This is a genomic window from Streptomyces sp. W16, assembly GCF_033194735.1.
GTDB lineage: Bacteria > Actinomycetota > Actinomycetes > Streptomycetales > Streptomycetaceae > Streptomyces.
In genome coordinates, this window is the sequence record NZ_JAWOAI010000221.1 from 1 (window position 1) to 15,618 (window position 15,618).

General features: G+C 70.2%; 9 protein-coding genes. 8 read left to right on the plus strand and 1 reads right to left on the minus strand.

From position 1 onward, the window contains the following. Together R6V09_RS27120 and R6V09_RS27125 are read left to right on the plus strand one after the other, a co-directional pair. The coding region (locus R6V09_RS27120) for a PucR family transcriptional regulator (RefSeq protein ID WP_317884052.1) at positions 1 to 1,046 on the plus strand (1,046 nt) is incomplete at its 5' end. Between the two features lie 146 nt (positions 1,047 to 1,192). Beyond that, complete coding sequence (locus tag R6V09_RS27125; RefSeq protein WP_317884053.1) at positions 1,193 to 2,638, plus strand: aldehyde dehydrogenase family protein; 1,446 nt, start codon at positions 1,193 to 1,195, stop codon at positions 2,636 to 2,638. 124 nt (positions 2,639 to 2,762) lie between these two features. Here R6V09_RS27125 and R6V09_RS27130 read toward each other — a convergent pair whose 3' ends face one another. After that, positions 2,763 to 5,621, minus strand: a complete 2,859-nt coding sequence (locus tag R6V09_RS27130; protein WP_317884054.1) for a glycoside hydrolase family 3 C-terminal domain-containing protein — start codon at positions 5,619 to 5,621, stop codon at positions 2,763 to 2,765. A gap of 291 nt (positions 5,622 to 5,912) precedes the next feature. On the opposite strand from R6V09_RS27130, the gene R6V09_RS27135 reads away from it, so the two are divergent. From R6V09_RS27135 to R6V09_RS27160, 6 genes are all read left to right on the plus strand, one after another. Then, a complete protein-coding gene (locus R6V09_RS27135; protein ID WP_317884055.1) occupies positions 5,913 to 7,604 on the plus strand; it encodes an extracellular solute-binding protein in 1,692 nt (563 codons plus the stop codon). Between the two features lie 27 nt (positions 7,605 to 7,631). Continuing rightward, complete coding sequence (locus R6V09_RS27140; protein WP_317884056.1) at positions 7,632 to 8,666, plus strand: ABC transporter permease; 1,035 nt, start codon at positions 7,632 to 7,634, stop codon at positions 8,664 to 8,666. After that, on the plus strand, positions 8,663 to 9,616 hold the full coding sequence (locus R6V09_RS27145) for a carbohydrate ABC transporter permease (protein ID WP_317884057.1): 954 nt from the start codon (positions 8,663 to 8,665) through the stop codon (positions 9,614 to 9,616). Before R6V09_RS27140 ends, R6V09_RS27145 begins: the two co-directional genes overlap by 4 nt. A gap of 103 nt (positions 9,617 to 9,719) precedes the next feature. Continuing rightward, a complete protein-coding gene (locus R6V09_RS27150; protein ID WP_317884058.1) occupies positions 9,720 to 11,912 on the plus strand; it encodes a 1,4-beta-glucanase in 2,193 nt (730 codons plus the stop codon). Beyond that, positions 11,912 to 13,882, plus strand: coding sequence for a beta-galactosidase (locus tag R6V09_RS27155; protein ID WP_317884059.1), 1,971 nt, complete (start codon positions 11,912 to 11,914; stop codon positions 13,880 to 13,882). Before R6V09_RS27150 ends, R6V09_RS27155 begins: the two co-directional genes overlap by 1 nt. Then, the coding region (locus tag R6V09_RS27160) for a glycosyl hydrolase family 95 catalytic domain-containing protein (RefSeq protein WP_317884060.1) at positions 13,879 to 15,618 on the plus strand (1,740 nt) is incomplete at its 3' end. The genes R6V09_RS27155 and R6V09_RS27160, both read left to right, overlap by 4 nt.

Genomic DNA, 15,618 nt, shown 5'->3' on the forward strand with positions numbered 1-15,618 from the left:
AACGGCTGCGGGAGCGTCCCGCGCCTGCCTCCTCGGTGGTGGGCGGCCCGGACAACGAGGACCGCGTCGAACTGCACTCCCTGGGCACCGGCCGACGGCCGAAGGCCGCCCTCGCGGTGGGGACGGCCGCCGCGCTCGGGACGGCGGAGCGGTACGCCGTCCACTCGGCGATCGCGCTCCTGACTCTCACCACGGAACGCTCGCGGTCCCTGCAGGCCGCCCAGGAGCGGATCGGCGCGGCCGTGCTGCGGATGCTGCTCGCCGGGCAGCCGGATCACGCGCGGGCGGTCGCCGGTGAACTGTTCGGGGGGCTCCTCGACGCGCCGTTCCGGGTGGTCGTGGGGGAGTGCGCCGGCGCGGACCGTGATCCCCTGGGCGGGCTCGCCGAGGTCATGGAGTCGGCGGCGGCCCGCTCCGGCGAGGCCGTGCTCGTCGTACCGGAAGGGCCGCAAGGGATGCGAGGGGCATCAGGGTTGCATGGGGCGCAAGGGTCGGAACGGCTGGTCGTGCTCGCCGTCGACGGGGGCGCGGCGGTCGAGGCCTGCCGGGAGTACGTGGCGGCGCTGGAGGCCGAGCGCGCCTCCTCGGACGTAGGTGTACGGGAGCAGGGCGAGTACGACGGACCGGTCCTGGGGCTCTCGGCGCCGGCCGGGCCCATCGCCGCCGCTGCCGCCTACAAGCAGGCGGAGCAGGCGTTGTCTGTGGCCCGGCGGCGCGGGCGGGTGTTCGTCGAGCACGAGCAGCTGGCCGCAGGGTCCGTGCTGCCATTGCTCGCCGATGACGCGGTACGGGCGTTCGCGGACGGGTTGCTACGGCCGCTCTCCGAGCACGACGCGACCGGGCGCGGGGACCTGGTCGCCTCGCTGCGGGCGTGGCTGTCCCGGCACGGCCAGTGGGACGCGGCGGCGGCCGATCTCGGGGTGCACCGGCACACCCTGCGGTACCGGATGCGGCGGGTCGAGGAGATCCTCGGCCGGTCGCTGGACGATCCGGACGTACGGATGGAGCTGTGGTTGGCGTTGAAGGCGACAGCCGCCGCGGAGTGACGGCCGTCGCCCGCATCGCGGCCCCTGCCGAACTGTAGTGTTCCCGCCCGGTACCACTACGACTCGGCTAAACGCACCGCGGCCTTCCCGCCCCTACGGTTGACCGAGAAGCCCCAAGACCACCCCCAACGCGGAAGGGCCGGGACATGACTACCACCCACGCCTTCTGGCTCGCCGGCCGTCAGGCCAACGGCGAGGACACCTTCGACGTCACCTCCCCGTGGGACGGACGCCTCGTCGGCAAGGTCAGCGTGCCGACGGACGCCCAGGTCGAGGAGGCGGTGGCCGCCGCGTACGCCGTACGGGACGAGTTCGCCGCGACCCCCGCCCACGTCCGCGCCGCCGCCCTCGACCACGTCAGCCGGCGTCTCGTCGAGCGCACAGAGGAGATCGCGCAGCTGATCTCCGCCGAGAACGGCAAGCCGATCAAGTGGGCGCGCGGCGAGGTCGGCCGGGCCGTGTCCGTGTTCCGGTTCGCCGCGGAAGAAGCCCGGCGGTTCAACGGCGGCGAGGCCCAGCGCCTCGACACCGACGCCGGCGGCCAGGGCCGGCTCGCCCTCACCCGGCGCTTTCCGAAGGGCGTCGTCCTCGGCATCGCGCCCTTCAACTTCCCGCTGAACCTGTGCGCCCACAAGATCGCCCCCGCGATCGCGGCCGGCGTGCCGATCATCCTCAAGCCGGCCCCGGCCACCCCGCTCTCCGGCCTGATCATCGGCGACCTGCTCGCCGAGTCCGAGCTGCCGGCCGGCGCGTGGAGCATCCTGCCGGTCGCCAACGACCACATGCCCGCCCTCGTCCAGGACGAGCGGCTGCCGGTGATCTCCTTCACCGGTTCGGAGAAGGTCGGCTACGCGATCATGGACTCGGTGCCTCGCAAGCACTGCACCCTGGAACTGGGCGGCAACGGCGCGGCCGTCGTCCTCGGGGACTACGCCTCCGACGCCGACCTCGACTGGGCCGCGACCCGTATCGCCACCTTCTCCAACTACCAGGGCGGCCAGTCCTGCATCTCGGTGCAGCGGGTCATCGCGGACGCGGCCGTCTACGACCGGCTGTTGCCGCGCATCGTCGCCGCCGTCGAGGCCCAGGTCACCGGTGACCCGAGCGATGCCAAGACCGACGTCGGTCCGCTGGTCAGCGAGGCCGCCGCACAGCGCGTCGAGTCGTGGGTCGAGGAGGCCGTCGACGCCGGCGCCACCCTCCTCACCGGCGGCAAGCGCGACGGCGCCTCGTACGCGCCGACCGTGCTGACGGACGTACCGGCCGACACGACGATCTCCTGCGAGGAGGTCTTCGGACCGGTGCTGACCGTCACGAAGGTGGACGGCGAGGCCGCCGCCTTCGCCGCCGCCAACGACTCCAAGTACGGCCTCCAGGCAGGGGTGTTCACCCACGACGTGCAGGTCGCCTTCCGCGCCCACCGGGCCCTTGAGGTCGGCGGTGTCGTGATCGGCGACGTCCCGTCCTACCGCGCCGACCAGATGCCCTACGGCGGCGCCAAGCAGTCCGGTGTCGGCCGCGAGGGCGTGAAGTTCGCGATGGACGACTACACCTATGAGCGGGTACTCGTCCTCACGGGGCTCGCGCTCTGACCGTTCTCTCACCGAGCTGACCTAGCTAATGGGAACCATTTTCATATAGTCTCCCCGAAGGGGCCCGGCACCGATGCCTTCCGGTGCCGGGCCCCTTCTTTGTCGTCGGCCTGCTTCCGGACCCTCAGCCGGAGAAGCCGACGTGCGCGAGCCGCAGTGGGCCGCGCAGTCCGATGTGCACGTCGTGCACGCCCTCGGCGACGATCCCGGCGCCGAGCGTGGTGTAGTCGTACGGGCCCGATGCCGGTGCGGGCAGGGCGAGTTGGGCGAGTGTCGGGCCGCCGTCCAGGGACAGTTCCACGAACCCCTCGCCCGCCACCTCCACGGTCACCTCCGTGACTCCGGCGGCGAAGTCGCAGTGCCGGTACACCAGTTCAGCCGTGCCGCCGCCCACCGGTGTCACCGCTTCGCCCGCCGCCTTCGTCCGGTCGACGATCTCGCCGCCCGACTGCTCGTCGAAGTCGGCTGCGTCAAGGCCCCGTTGGAGGAGATCGCGGGGTGCGGCGGGTTCACCGGCGAGCGTCAGCGTCGTACGCAGGCGGATGTCCTCGCTGGAGGCGCCGACGAAGAGGTCGTACAGACCGGATTCGAGGCGTCGGCCGCCTCGCTTCACATCCCAGAACTCGAAGGCGGACAACGGGACTTCGAAGGAGAGTTCCGCCGTCTCGCCCGGGGCGAGGGTCACGCGGCGGTGCGCGGCCAGTTCACTGAGCGGGCGGGGGACCGATGGGTTCACCGCGCTGGTGTACAGCTGCGCGACCTCGTCGGCCGTCACGTCCCCGGTGTTGGTGACCGTGAACGACACGTGCACCGCGCCGAGTTCGACCCGGGCCGTGAGGTTGCCGTACGTGAAGGACGCGTACGACAGGCCGTGGCCGAACGGGAACAGGGGTGTGCCCTCGAAGTAGAGGTAGGTCTGGCGGCTGCCGATCACGTCGTAGTCGAGGAGGTCGGGCAGGTCGGTGTCGGCGGCGTACCAGGTCTGGGAGAGGCGGCCGGCGGGGGAGACGTCGCCGGCGAGGACGCGGGCCAGGGCCGTGCCCGCCGCCTGGCCGCCGTGGGCCGTCCACAGGACCGCGGGGAGATCGGAGGGGTCGACCGCGTACGGGTATGCCGAGACCAGCGCCAGCACCGTGTTCGGGTTGGCGGCGCGGGCCGCGCGCAGCAGGCGCTGCTGGTGGGCGGGGAGTCGGAGCGTCGTACGGTCTTCGGTCTCGCGGCCGTTGATGTGCGGGTCGTTGCCCGCGACGACGAGCACCACGTCGGCCGCCCCGGCGACCCGGGTCACCGCGTCCTCGCCGCGCTCGGCGACCACCAGCTCGAAGACTTCCGCGCCCTCCCCGGAAACTTCCCCGCCTTCTTCGGCAACCTTCACGCCGTCGGCGGCGACAGAGACGTGGCGACCCGTACCGATGTGCAGCAGGAGGTGACCGTTCTCGTGGGGTTCCAGGCGGAATGTCTCCTGGACGACCCAGCCGCCGGGCTGGTCGGCGGAGGCGCGGACACAGCCGTCCTCGGCGACCGAGAGGTAACGGCCGTCGGGGGCGCGGAGGGTGACGACTCCCTCGCCCCAGTCGACGAGCGCGAGTTCGGTGCCGGTGGGGTCGGTGGTGAGTGGCGGGAGGTCGGTGCGGCCGGCGAGGAGGGCGGGGTCCAACGCGCCCTCGGCGCCGCGTACTTCGTCGGGTACGTCCGCCAACGGGACGTGCAGATAGGCGCCTTGGGAGGTCTTCAGCCGGACCCGGTCCACGCCCTCCGCGAACTCGACGCGCTCGGCGCCGAACCGCTCGTACAGGCACTCCAGCGGGGTGGAGCGGTGGATCAACGTGCCGCTGTACCAGTCGAGTTTGCACTCGTCCGCGAGCAGTCCGACCACGGCGAGGCGGGTGTCGTGGGCGAGGGGCAGCAGGTCGCCGTCGTTCTTGAGGAGGACGACCGCCTGCTCGGCGGCCTCCTGGGCGAGGGCCCGGTGCGCCAGGGTGTCGAAGTCCTCGGTGCCGGTGTGCGGGTCGTGAGCCGGGTCGAACTCGCCGAGCCGGAACCGGACCGAGAGCTGACGGCGCACCGCCGCGTCGAGGTCGGCCTCCGTCAACAGGCCCTGTTCCAGGGCACCTTGGAGCCGCGCGACGATCGTCGAGCTGTCCGTGCCGTGGTCGGTGAAGCTGTCCACGCCGGCAAGCAGCGAGGCCGCCGTCGCCTCCTCGTGGGTGTCGAAGTAGTGCTCGGAGTCGACCAGGTTGGAGGGCGCGCCCGCGTCCGAGCAGACCAGGAGGTCCTCGTCGGTCCAGGTGCGCAGGTGCTCGCGCAGATACGGCGAGACGTGGTTGGGGCGGCCGTTGACCAGGTTGTACGCGGGCATCACCCCGGCCACCGCGCCCGCCTCGACGGTCTCGCGGAACGCGCGCAGGTCGTACTCGTGCAGCACGCGCGGGCGGACGGAGGACGAGGTGACGTCGCGGCCCGTCTCGTTGTTGTGCGCCAGCCAGTGCTTGAGGACGGGCGCCGTGCGCCAGTACGTCGGGTGGTCGCCGCGCAGGCCGCGCGTGTACGCGGTGGCGATCGCCGAGGTCAGCTTCGGGTCCTCCGAGTAGCCCTCCTCGTTACGGCCCCACAGCGGGTGGCGCAGCAGGTTCACCGTGGGGGCCCACACGTTGAGGCCGACGCGGTCGTCGCGGGCGCGCATCGCGCGGACCTCCTTGGACACCGCGTCGCCGACCCGTCGTACGAGCTCCTCGTTCCAGGTCGCGCCCAGGCCCACCGCCTGCGGGAACACCGTCGCCGGGCCCATCCACGCCACCCCGTGCAGGGCCTCCTGACCGGTGCGGAACGCGGCGACGCCCAGGCGCTCCACGGCGGGCGCGTACTGGTGCAGAAACCCGACCTTCTCGTCGAGGGTGAGCCGCGCCAACAGATCGTCGATGCGCTTCGCGAACGGCAGCTGTGGGTCGCGGAAAGGCGGAGTAGGCGGCGTTTGTGCGGTCACGTGGGGTTCCCCTTGCGATGGAGCGGCGCGGCTCTTTCGAAGCGCTTCGATGCTGATTCGATGCACGGCAGGTGTCAAGAGACCTTCACCGTTATTTCAAGCAGCACATACGGACAGGTCACCCCGCACACCTCGGAGGAATCTTGGAAGCGACCCTTGTGCACCCTTGGGTGTTCACTTAACCTCGCAGCAACATCGAAGCGCTTCGACTAAGTGCTCTGTTCCACACAAGACACCGCAGCCGACGGCTCCACCGCCGGGTGTCCTGGTGCGCCATGAAGGGTTGACGCAATGACGCCGAACGCCTCCGCCGCCTCCGCTCCCAGCCGGAGAAGCTTCCTCGCCTCCACGGCGGTCGTCGCCGCAGCGGTGGCAGGAGGGGTACCGCTGCTCTCCGCCTGCGGCGCCTCGGACAGCGGCTCGGGCGGAGGCACCTCGCAGGGCAAGGGCGTCAAGAAGGTGCTGCCGGCCTTCGTCGCGAACAATGTGGTGACCCCGGACATCCCCGCGAAGAACGGCTCCGCGCTCGGCTTCACCAGCAAGCTCGACCTCGCCGGCCTGAAGACCTCGGTGCCCAAGAAGCTCGGCAAGGGCGGCAAGGTCTCCATCATGTCGCCGTTCTGGGGCTCCCCGCCGAAGAGCGACAACGCCTACTACAAGGCGATGAACGCCCTGATCGGCGTCGACGTCGCCTGGCAGAACCAGGACGGCAACACCTACGACCAGAAGCTCGGCGCGGTTCTCGCCTCCAGCGACATCCCCGATGTCGTGGTCATCCCGGGCTGGAACATGGGCGGCAAGATACCCAGCGCCATCATCAACAAGTTCGCCGACCTCGGCCCCTACCTCTCCGGGGACGCGATCAAGGAGTACCCGAACCTCGCGGCGATCCCGACGGACGCCTGGCAACGCTCCGTCTTCGGCGGCAAGTTGCGCGGTCTGCCGCAGCCGTCCCCGTACGTCACCGGCATCGTGCCCCTGTACCGCAAGGACATCTTCGACAAGGAGGGGTACGAAGTCCCCACCTCCGCCGACGAGTTCATGGCGCTGTGCAAGGAGATCACCAACGCCAAGGCCAAGCGGTGGGCCTGCCTCGACATGAAGTGGACCGCCTTCCAGGCCTTCGGAGTCCTCTCCGGCAGCGAGAAGCCGCTCGGCTGGAACCTCGTCGACGGCAAGCTGATCAACCGCATCGAGACCCCCGAGTACCTCGAAGCACTGGAGTGGACCCGCAAGCTCTTCGCCGCCGGATACGTCCACCCGGACGCCAAGTTGGGCAAGAGCGCGGCCACCGACCCGGGCCCCAAGTTCGCGGCCGGCGAGTTCCTCATCTACGCCAACAACATCTCGCAGTGGTGGAGCCGCACCGCCGAACAGGCCACCCAGAACCCGGCCTACAAGATCTGGGGCATGGACATCTTCGGCCACGCCGGCGGCGCGCCGACCCTCTGGGCCGAACAGCCCGCCGGCATCTTCGCCTTCATCAGCAAGAAGGCCTCCGAGTCCGTGATCCGTGACGCGCTGGCCGTCGCCAACGTCACCGCCGCGCCGTACGGCACCAAGGAGTACATGCTCACCAACTACGGCGTGGAGGGCACCCATTACACCGTCAAGGACGGCGTGCCCACCAAGACCACCCAGGGCAACAACGAGGTCATCAACGCCTACGTCATGGTCGCCAGCCCCGCCGCCACCATCGCGCACCCCGACTTCCCCGAGGTCGCCAAGGCGCAGGTCGAATGGCAGCAGCGGATGGGCGCGTTCACCAAGAAGTCCAGCTTCTACGGGCAGATGATCACCGAGCCCTCCCGCTACACCAACCTCGGCAACGACTTCGAGCAGTTGGAGGACGACATCACCCGGGGCCGCAAGAAGATCAGCGACATGCAGCAGGCCGTATCGGACTGGAAGAGCAAGGGCGGCGACCAACTCCGCGCCTGGTACCAGAAGTTGCTCGACGACAACGGCACCGCGACGAGCTGACCGGGTACCGAGGCAAGGAGAACGGCCGTGTCCCACAGCACGGTGCCTCGGAGCAGGACCGAGGCCGACACGACGGACAAGACCCCGGTGGCGTCCGGCGGTGCCACCGGCACCCGGCACAACCGCCCCAAGGGAAAGCTCAGTTGGCGCCTCAGGTTCAGACGCGACCGCGTCCTGCTCCTGATGACGTTGCCGGCCGTCCTGCTCATCCTGGTCTTCAACTACCTGCCGATCCTCGGCAACATCGTTGCCTTCGAGGACTACGACCCCTACGTCAGCGACAACGGCATCGTCTCGATGCTGCACAGCTCCTGGGTCGGCCTGGAGAACTTCCAGCAGATCTTCGCGGACTCGGCCTTCTGGAACGCCGTACAGAACACACTCGTCCTGTTCTTCCTCCAGCTGATCCTGTTCTTCCCGATCCCGATCCTGCTCGCGCTGCTCATCAACAGCGTGGTCAGGCCCCGGGTCCGGGCGCTGTCGCAGGCGATCCTCTACCTCCCGCACTTCTTCTCCTGGGTGCTGGTCATCGCCGTCTTCCAGCAACTCCTCGGCGGCGCAGGGCTGTTCTCGCAACTCCTGCGGCAACACGGCTTCGACGGCCTCGACGTCATGACCGATCCCAACACGTTCAAGTTCCTGATCACCGCGCAGAGCGTGTGGAAGGACGCGGGTTGGGGGATCATCGTCTTCCTCGCCGCGCTGTCCTCGGTCAGCCCCGACCTCTACGAGGCCGCCGCGATGGACGGCGCCGGCCGCTGGCGCCGCATGTGGCATGTCACGCTGCCCGCGCTCCGGCCGGTGATCGCGCTGCTGCTGGTGCTGCGCGTGGGCGATGCGCTGACGGTCGGTTTCGAACAGATCCTGCTCCAACGCGACGCAGTGGGACCGGGAGCGGCGGAAGTCCTCGACACCTTCGTCTGGTGGAACGGCGTCCGCAACCAGGACTTCGGCTACGCCGCCGCGGCCGGACTCGTCAAGGGCGTGATCAGCCTCGGCCTGGTCCTCGCCGCGAACAAAGTGGCCCACCTCATGGGCGAGCAGGGGGTGTACAAGAAGTGACCGCCGTCATCGACAAACCCGTCGAGCCCGTCAAGTCCGTACGACAGCCCGGGCGTTGGGCCGCGCCGCCCCGCCCGACCTGGGAGGAGGAACCCAGCAAGGCCGGCCTCGCCGGCAAGGGGCTCGTCCTCACCCTCGCCTGCTTCGCCATCCTCTTCCCGCTCTGGATCGTCCTCGTCACCAGCCTCTCCTCCCGCAGGACCATCGACCAGGCGGGCGGCCTGGTCATGGTGCCCAAGGGCATCACCTTCGTCGCCTACAAGGAACTCCTCAGCGGCGGCCAGGTGACCCGCGCGGCGGTCATCAGCGTCCTCATCACCGTCGTCGGCACGGCGTTCTCGATGACGGTGTCCGTGCTGTGTGCCTACGGCCTTTCGCGCATCGGGTCGCTCGGGCACCGGTGGATCCTGATGATGCTGCTCGCCACGATGTTCTTCAGCGCCGGGCTCATTCCGACGTACCTGCTGGTGCAGTCGCTCGGCCTCACCGACAGCTATCTCGCGCTGATCCTGCCGAGTGCGCTCAGCGTGTTCAACATCCTTGTGCTGCGCGGGTTCTTCATGGGGATCTCGCAGGAACTCGTCGACAGCGCGCGGATCGACGGGGCCGGTGACTTCCGCATCCTGTGGCAGATCGTGATGCCGCTGTCCCGTGCGGTGCTTGCCGTTATCACGCTGTTCTACGCCGTGGGCTATTGGAGCGCCTGGTTCAACGCGTCCCTGTATCTCAACGACCAGGACATGATGCCGCTGCAGAACGTCATGATCCAGCTTGTGCAGAAGCAGGAGGCTCCGGTGGGGCTCGCCCAGGCGATCAAGACGGGGGAGTTGTCGGGGCTGGCCGTGCAGATGGCGGTCATGGTGATGGCGTTGTTGCCGGTGGCTGTGCTTTCGCCGTTCGTGCAGCGGCATTTTAAGAAGGGGATGTTGACGGGCGCCGTTAAGGGCTGAATCGGTTGTTTTTTGTCTGCGGGTGTGTGGGGGCTGGTCGCGCAGTTCCCCGCGCCCCTTAAAAGAGTTCCCCTGACCGTTTCTCTGTAGAACGAGGTGTGTCATGCGCGCGTCCGAAATGAGCCGGCGTGCCGTTCTCGCGGGTACCGCAGCCGTCGCCGCGCTCACCAGCGTGCCGCTCCTCACGACGAGGGCGCAGGCAGTGGAAGCACCCGCCTATCGCTGGCGCAACGCCACCATCGGCGGCAGCGGATTCGTCACCGGTGTCCTCTTCCACCCCTCCGTCCGCGGTCTCGCCTACGCCCGTACCGACATCGGTGGCGCCTACCGATGGGACGACCGGACCGCCCGCTGGACGCCCCTCACCGACCAACTCGGCTGGGACGACTGGAATCTCCTCGGGGTGGAGGCCCTCGCCGTCGACGCCGCGCATGCGGACCGGCTGTACCTCGCCGTCGGCACCTACGCCCAGTCCTGGGCCGGCAACGGAGCGATCCTGCGCTCCGAGGACCGCGGCGCCACCTGGACCCGTACCGACCTCGCCGTGAAACTCGGCGGCAACGAGGACGGACGTGGTGCCGGAGAGCGGCTGCTCGTCGATCCGCGTGACAGTGACACCCTGTGGCTCGGCACCCGGCACGACGGACTGCTCAAGTCGGCCGACCGGGGCGCCACTTGGGCAGCCGTCAGCGGCTTCCCCGCTACCGCGAGCGCGTCCGGCCAGGGCGTGACCTTCCTCGTCGCCGTCGGTCGTGCCGTCTACGCCGGGTGGGGTGACGGTGACGGCACCTCGACCGCCGTCAACCTCTACCGCACCGCCGACGGCACCACTTGGGAAGCCGTCCCCGGTCAGCCCACCGGCACCTCCGCCAAGGTCCCGATCCGCGCCGCGTACGACGCCCGCGCCCGCGAACTGTATGTGACGTACGCCGACGCACCCGGGCCCAACGGGCAGTCCGCCGGCAGTGTGCACAAGTTGGCCGTCGCCACCGGTCGTTGGTCGGACGTCACACCCGTCCAGCCCGGCGGGAGCGACACCTTCGGCTATGGCGGGGTCGCCGTGGACGCCCGTCGCGCGGGCACCGTCGTCGTCGCCACCAACAACCGCTGGGCGGCCGTCGACACCCTGTACCGGACCACCGACGGCGGCCTCACCTGGACGTCCCTCAAGGACTCCGCTGTCTTCGACGTGTCCGAGACTCCTTTCCTCAAGTGGGGTGCGGACCAGCCGAAGTTCGGCTGGTGGATCCAGGCCGTCGCCGTCGACCCGTACGACTCCAAGCACGTCGTCTACGGCACCGGCGCCACCCTTTACGGCACCCGTGACCTCACCCACTGGGCACCGCGGATCCGTGGCCTGGAGGAGACGTCCGTGATCCAGCTGATCTCGCCCCCGGTCGGGGAGGCGCACCTGATCAGCGCCTCGCGGGACATCGGCGTGATGTACCACGAGCGGCTCACGGCGTCTCCGTCACGCGGCATGGCGACGAACCCCGTGTTCGGGTCGGCGACGGGAATCGCGCAGGCCGCGGGCAGGCCGTCGTATGTCGTCCGCACGGGCTGGGGCGACAACGGCAACGGCGCGCACTCGGGCGACGGCGGCCGGACCTGGGCGCCCTTCGCTGCCCAGCCCTCCCTCGCCCACGACGCACCGGGGCCGATCGCCACCAGCGCCGACGGCGGTACGCTGCTGTGGTCCTTCGTGCACTGGGACGGCACGAAGTACGCGGCTCACCGCTCGGCGGACAACGGCGCGACCTGGTCCGAGGTCTCCTCCTTCCCGAAGGGCGCCACGCCGGTCGCCGACCCGGCCGACCCGACGCTCTTCTACGCATACGACACCGACACAGGAACGCTATACGCCAGCACTGACAGTGGCCTCTCGTTCACTGCGCGTGCGGGTGGGCTGCCCGCCGGGGACAGTCAGTTCCAGCTGGTCGCGGCGCCGGGACGGACCGGTGACCTGTGGCTGAGCGTCAAGTGGAACGGGCTCTACCGGTCCGTCGACGGCGGCGCGAGCTTCGGCAAGGTCGCCAGCTGCTGGGCCTCCTACACCCTCGGCTTCGGCAGACCCGCCCCCGGCGCCGACTACCCGGCGATCTACCAGGTCGGCTCGACCGAGACCATCACCGCCGTCTACCGCTCCGACGACGAGGCGAAGACCTGGGTGCGGATCAACGACGACCAGCACCAGTGGGGTTGGACCGGGCAGTGCATCGTCGGTGACCCGCGTGTGTACGGCCGGGTCTACCTCGCCACCAACGGGCGCGGCATCCAGTACGGGGAGCAGCTCTGATGCCTCAGCTCGGTGACGCCACCCGTGGCCGCGTCCTCTTCGGCGGCGACTACAACCCCGAACAGTGGCCCGAGGAGACCTGGCACGAGGACGTCCGGCTGATGAAGGACGCCGGCGTCAACTCCGTCACCCTCGGCGTCTTCTCCTGGGCGAAGCTCGAACCCGAGCCGGGGGCAAGGGAGTTCGGCTGGCTCGACCGGCTGATGGATCTGATGCACGACAGCGGGATCGGGGTCGTGCTCGCCACCCCCACCTCCTCCCCGCCGCCGTGGCTGGGCCGCCTCCACCCGGAGACGCTGCCCCGCGACGCGGACGGCCGGATCGAATGGTGGGGCGGACGGCAGCACTTCTCGCACTCCAGCGCCGTCTACCGCCACCACGCCGCCGCCATCACCGAGGCTCTGGCCGCCCGTTACGCCGGCCACCCCGCCCTCACGATGTGGCACATCAACAACGAGTACTGCACCTTCGACTACGGCGACGAGGCCGCCGTCGCCTTCCGCCGCTGGCTGCGCGCGCGATACGGCACGCTCGACGCCCTCAACTCGGCCTGGGGCACGGCGTTCTGGAGCCAGGGCTACGACACCTGGGACGGCGTCCTGCCCCCGCGCCACGCCCACTACCTCAACAATCCCACCCACGTGCTCGACTTCAAGCGCTTCACCTCCGACATGCTCCTGGAGTGCTACACCGCCGAGCGCGACATCGTCCGCAGGCACACCCCGCACCTCCCGGTCACCACCAACTTCATGCCGCTGTGGGTCGGTCAGGACGGCTGGCGCTGGTCCGAGGAGGAAGACGTCGTCTCGGTCGACCTCTATCCCGATCCGCGCGATCCGCTCGGCGCCCAAAGTGCCGCCCTGGTCCAGGACTTGACCCGTTCGCAGGCGCGCGGCCCCTGGATGCTCATGGAGCAGGCGGCCGGACCGGTCAACTGGCGCGGTGTGAACCACCCGAAGCCGCGCGGCCTCAACCGCCTCTGGTCCCTCCAGGCCGTGGCCCGTGGCGCCGACGCCGTCTGCTACTTCCAGTGGCGGCAATCCCGGCAGGGCGCGGAGAAGTTCCATTCCGGGATGCTCAGCCACGCGGGGGAGCGGGGCCGGACCTTCCAGGAGGTCAAGCAGCTCGGCGCCGAACTCGCCCGCATCGGCGGCGAGGTGACGGGTACTCACATCACCGCGGACATCGCGATCCTGCACGACTGGCACGCCTGGTGGGCCGGCGCCCAGGACGGCCGCCTCTCCACCGAGGTGGACCACCCCGAGGTGGTCCGCGCCTGGCACCGCGCCCTCTGGGAGTCCCACCTCACCACCGACTTCGCCCACCCCGAACACGACCTCTCCGCCTACGAGTTGGTGGTCGTCCCGCAGCTCTACCTCCTCACCGACACCGCGATCGACAACCTCCTCGCCTACGTCCGCGGCGGCGGCACTCTCGTCTCCGGCTTCCTCACGGGGATCGCCGACGAGGACGACCGGGTACGGCCCGGCGGCATGGACGCCCGGCTCCGCGAACTGTTCGGCATCCGCACGCTGCACGAGTGGTGGCCGCTGGACCCGGGGGAGACCGTCGAGTGCGAGGGCTTCCGCGGGACGCTCTGGTCGGAGGAGATCGAGCCCGAGGACGGGGCCGTCGACGAGGCGATCCCCTACAAGGGCGGGGAGTTGGAGGGTCTGCCGGCCGTGCTGCGCAAGGGCCGGGCCTGGTACGTCTCCATGCTCCCCGAGCCGCACGCGCTCCGCGCCCTGCTCGCCCGGGTCGCCGCCGGGGCGGGGGCCCGCCCGGTGCTCGAAGGGCTTCCGGTGAACGTCGAGGCCGTACGACGCGGCGAGCTGCTGTTCCTGCTCAACCACGGGCGCGAACCGGTGACCGCCGAAGTCCCGGGCAGCCACGCCGACTTGCTCACCGGCGCCACTGTTGAGGGCGAGCTCACCCTCGGCCGCTACGGCGTGGCGGTGCTACGGCCATGACCGGCGGAGCCGAGTCCGGCGGAGCCGCACCCGAGGCACACCGGTCCGCCGACCCCACACCCGTCACCCGCGATCCCGCACCCACCACCCCCGACGCCGCACCCACCACCCCCGCCCACGGCACCTGGGAACCCCTCCCCGCCGCCCGCTGGGAGGACGCCTATCTCAGCGGCAACGGCCATCACGGCGCCCTCGTGTTCGGCGATCCGAACGACGACCGTGTCATCGTCACCCACCACACCCTCGTCCGCCCGAACGGCGCGGAGCACGCCCGGCCCCCGCGCCTCGCCGCTCAACTACCCGCACTCCAGGACCGGTTGCTCGCCGGCGACATCACCGCCGCCGAGGACTTCACGGACGGCCGCCCGCTCCAGTGGGTCCAGCCCTTCCACCCGGCCTTCCGGACCCGACTGCGCCGTCGGCCGACCGCCCGCACGGAACGCGACTACCACCGCTCCGTCGACTTCACCACCGGTGAGGTCACCGCCCGCCGCGGCGACTGGCGCAGTCGCGTCTTCGTCTCCCGCGCCGACGACGTGATCGTCCAGCACGTCACGGCCCCCGAGCTCACCCTCGACCTCACCCAGGAGCACCAACTCCCGGGCGCTCCCCAGCTGTTGGCCGTCGGATACGGCACGCTCCTCACCCCCGACGGCGCCCTGCTCAACCTCCGCGTCCGCTACCCCGACAGCGACCGCGCCTACACCGGAGTGACCCTGGCCGTGGTCACCGGCGGAACAACTCGACTCGCCCCGACCGGAGTCCGCATCACCGGCGCCACCGAGGTCCTGCTCCTCACCCGAGTGCGACGCCATACCGGCGAACTGGACGTCATGGCGGAGACCCGCGCCCTGCGAGCCCTGCTGTCCGACGAGCGGCAGCCCTACGACACCCTCCTCGACCGCCACCTCGCCCTCCACCGCACGGCCTACCACCGCGTCACCCTCGATCTCCGGGCCGACGCCACCGAACGCGCCCTCCCCGGCTCCGAGTTGCTCAAGCGTCCCGGCAGCCCCGCTCTCCTGGAGCGCCTCTTCGCCGCCGGCCGCTACCACCTGCTCTCCTCCAGCGGCCTGCTGCCGCCCCGCCTCACCGGACTGTGGACCGGTGACTGGAACACGGCATGGTCCGGGGCGTTCACCAACGACGCGAACCTCAATCTCCAGACCGCCTCCGCCGCGAGCGCCGCCCTCCCCGAAGTCACCGGCGCCCTGGCCTCCTTGATCCATCGTCAGCTCGGCGACTGGCGGGAGAACGCCCGTGCCGTGTTCGGCGCCCGGGGCGTCGTCGCGCCCGCGCACAGCGACGGCGAGTCCGGGCTGTCGTACCACTTCAGCCGTGAATACCCGCTGCACCTGTGGACCGCCGGCGCCGACTGGCTGCTCAAGCCACTCGTCGACCACGACGAGACCCGTGGCGAACGCGACCCGCGCACCGCCGCCGCACTCGCCGAAGTCGCCCTGTTCTACGAGGACTTCCTCGGCCGAACCGATCCGGACGACCAACTCGTCGTCGTCCCCTCCTACTCGCCCGAGAACCGTCCCGCGAACGCCAGTTGGGGTGCCGTCAACGCGGCGATGGACCTCTCCGCCGCCCGGCACGCACTGCACACAGCCGCCGCCTATCACTCAGGCACTCCCGACGCGGCCCGCTGGCTTGCCCTCGCCGACCGGCTCCCGCCGCACCGCGTCAACGCGGACGGCGCCCTGGCCGAATGGGCGTGGCCGGGCCTGGAC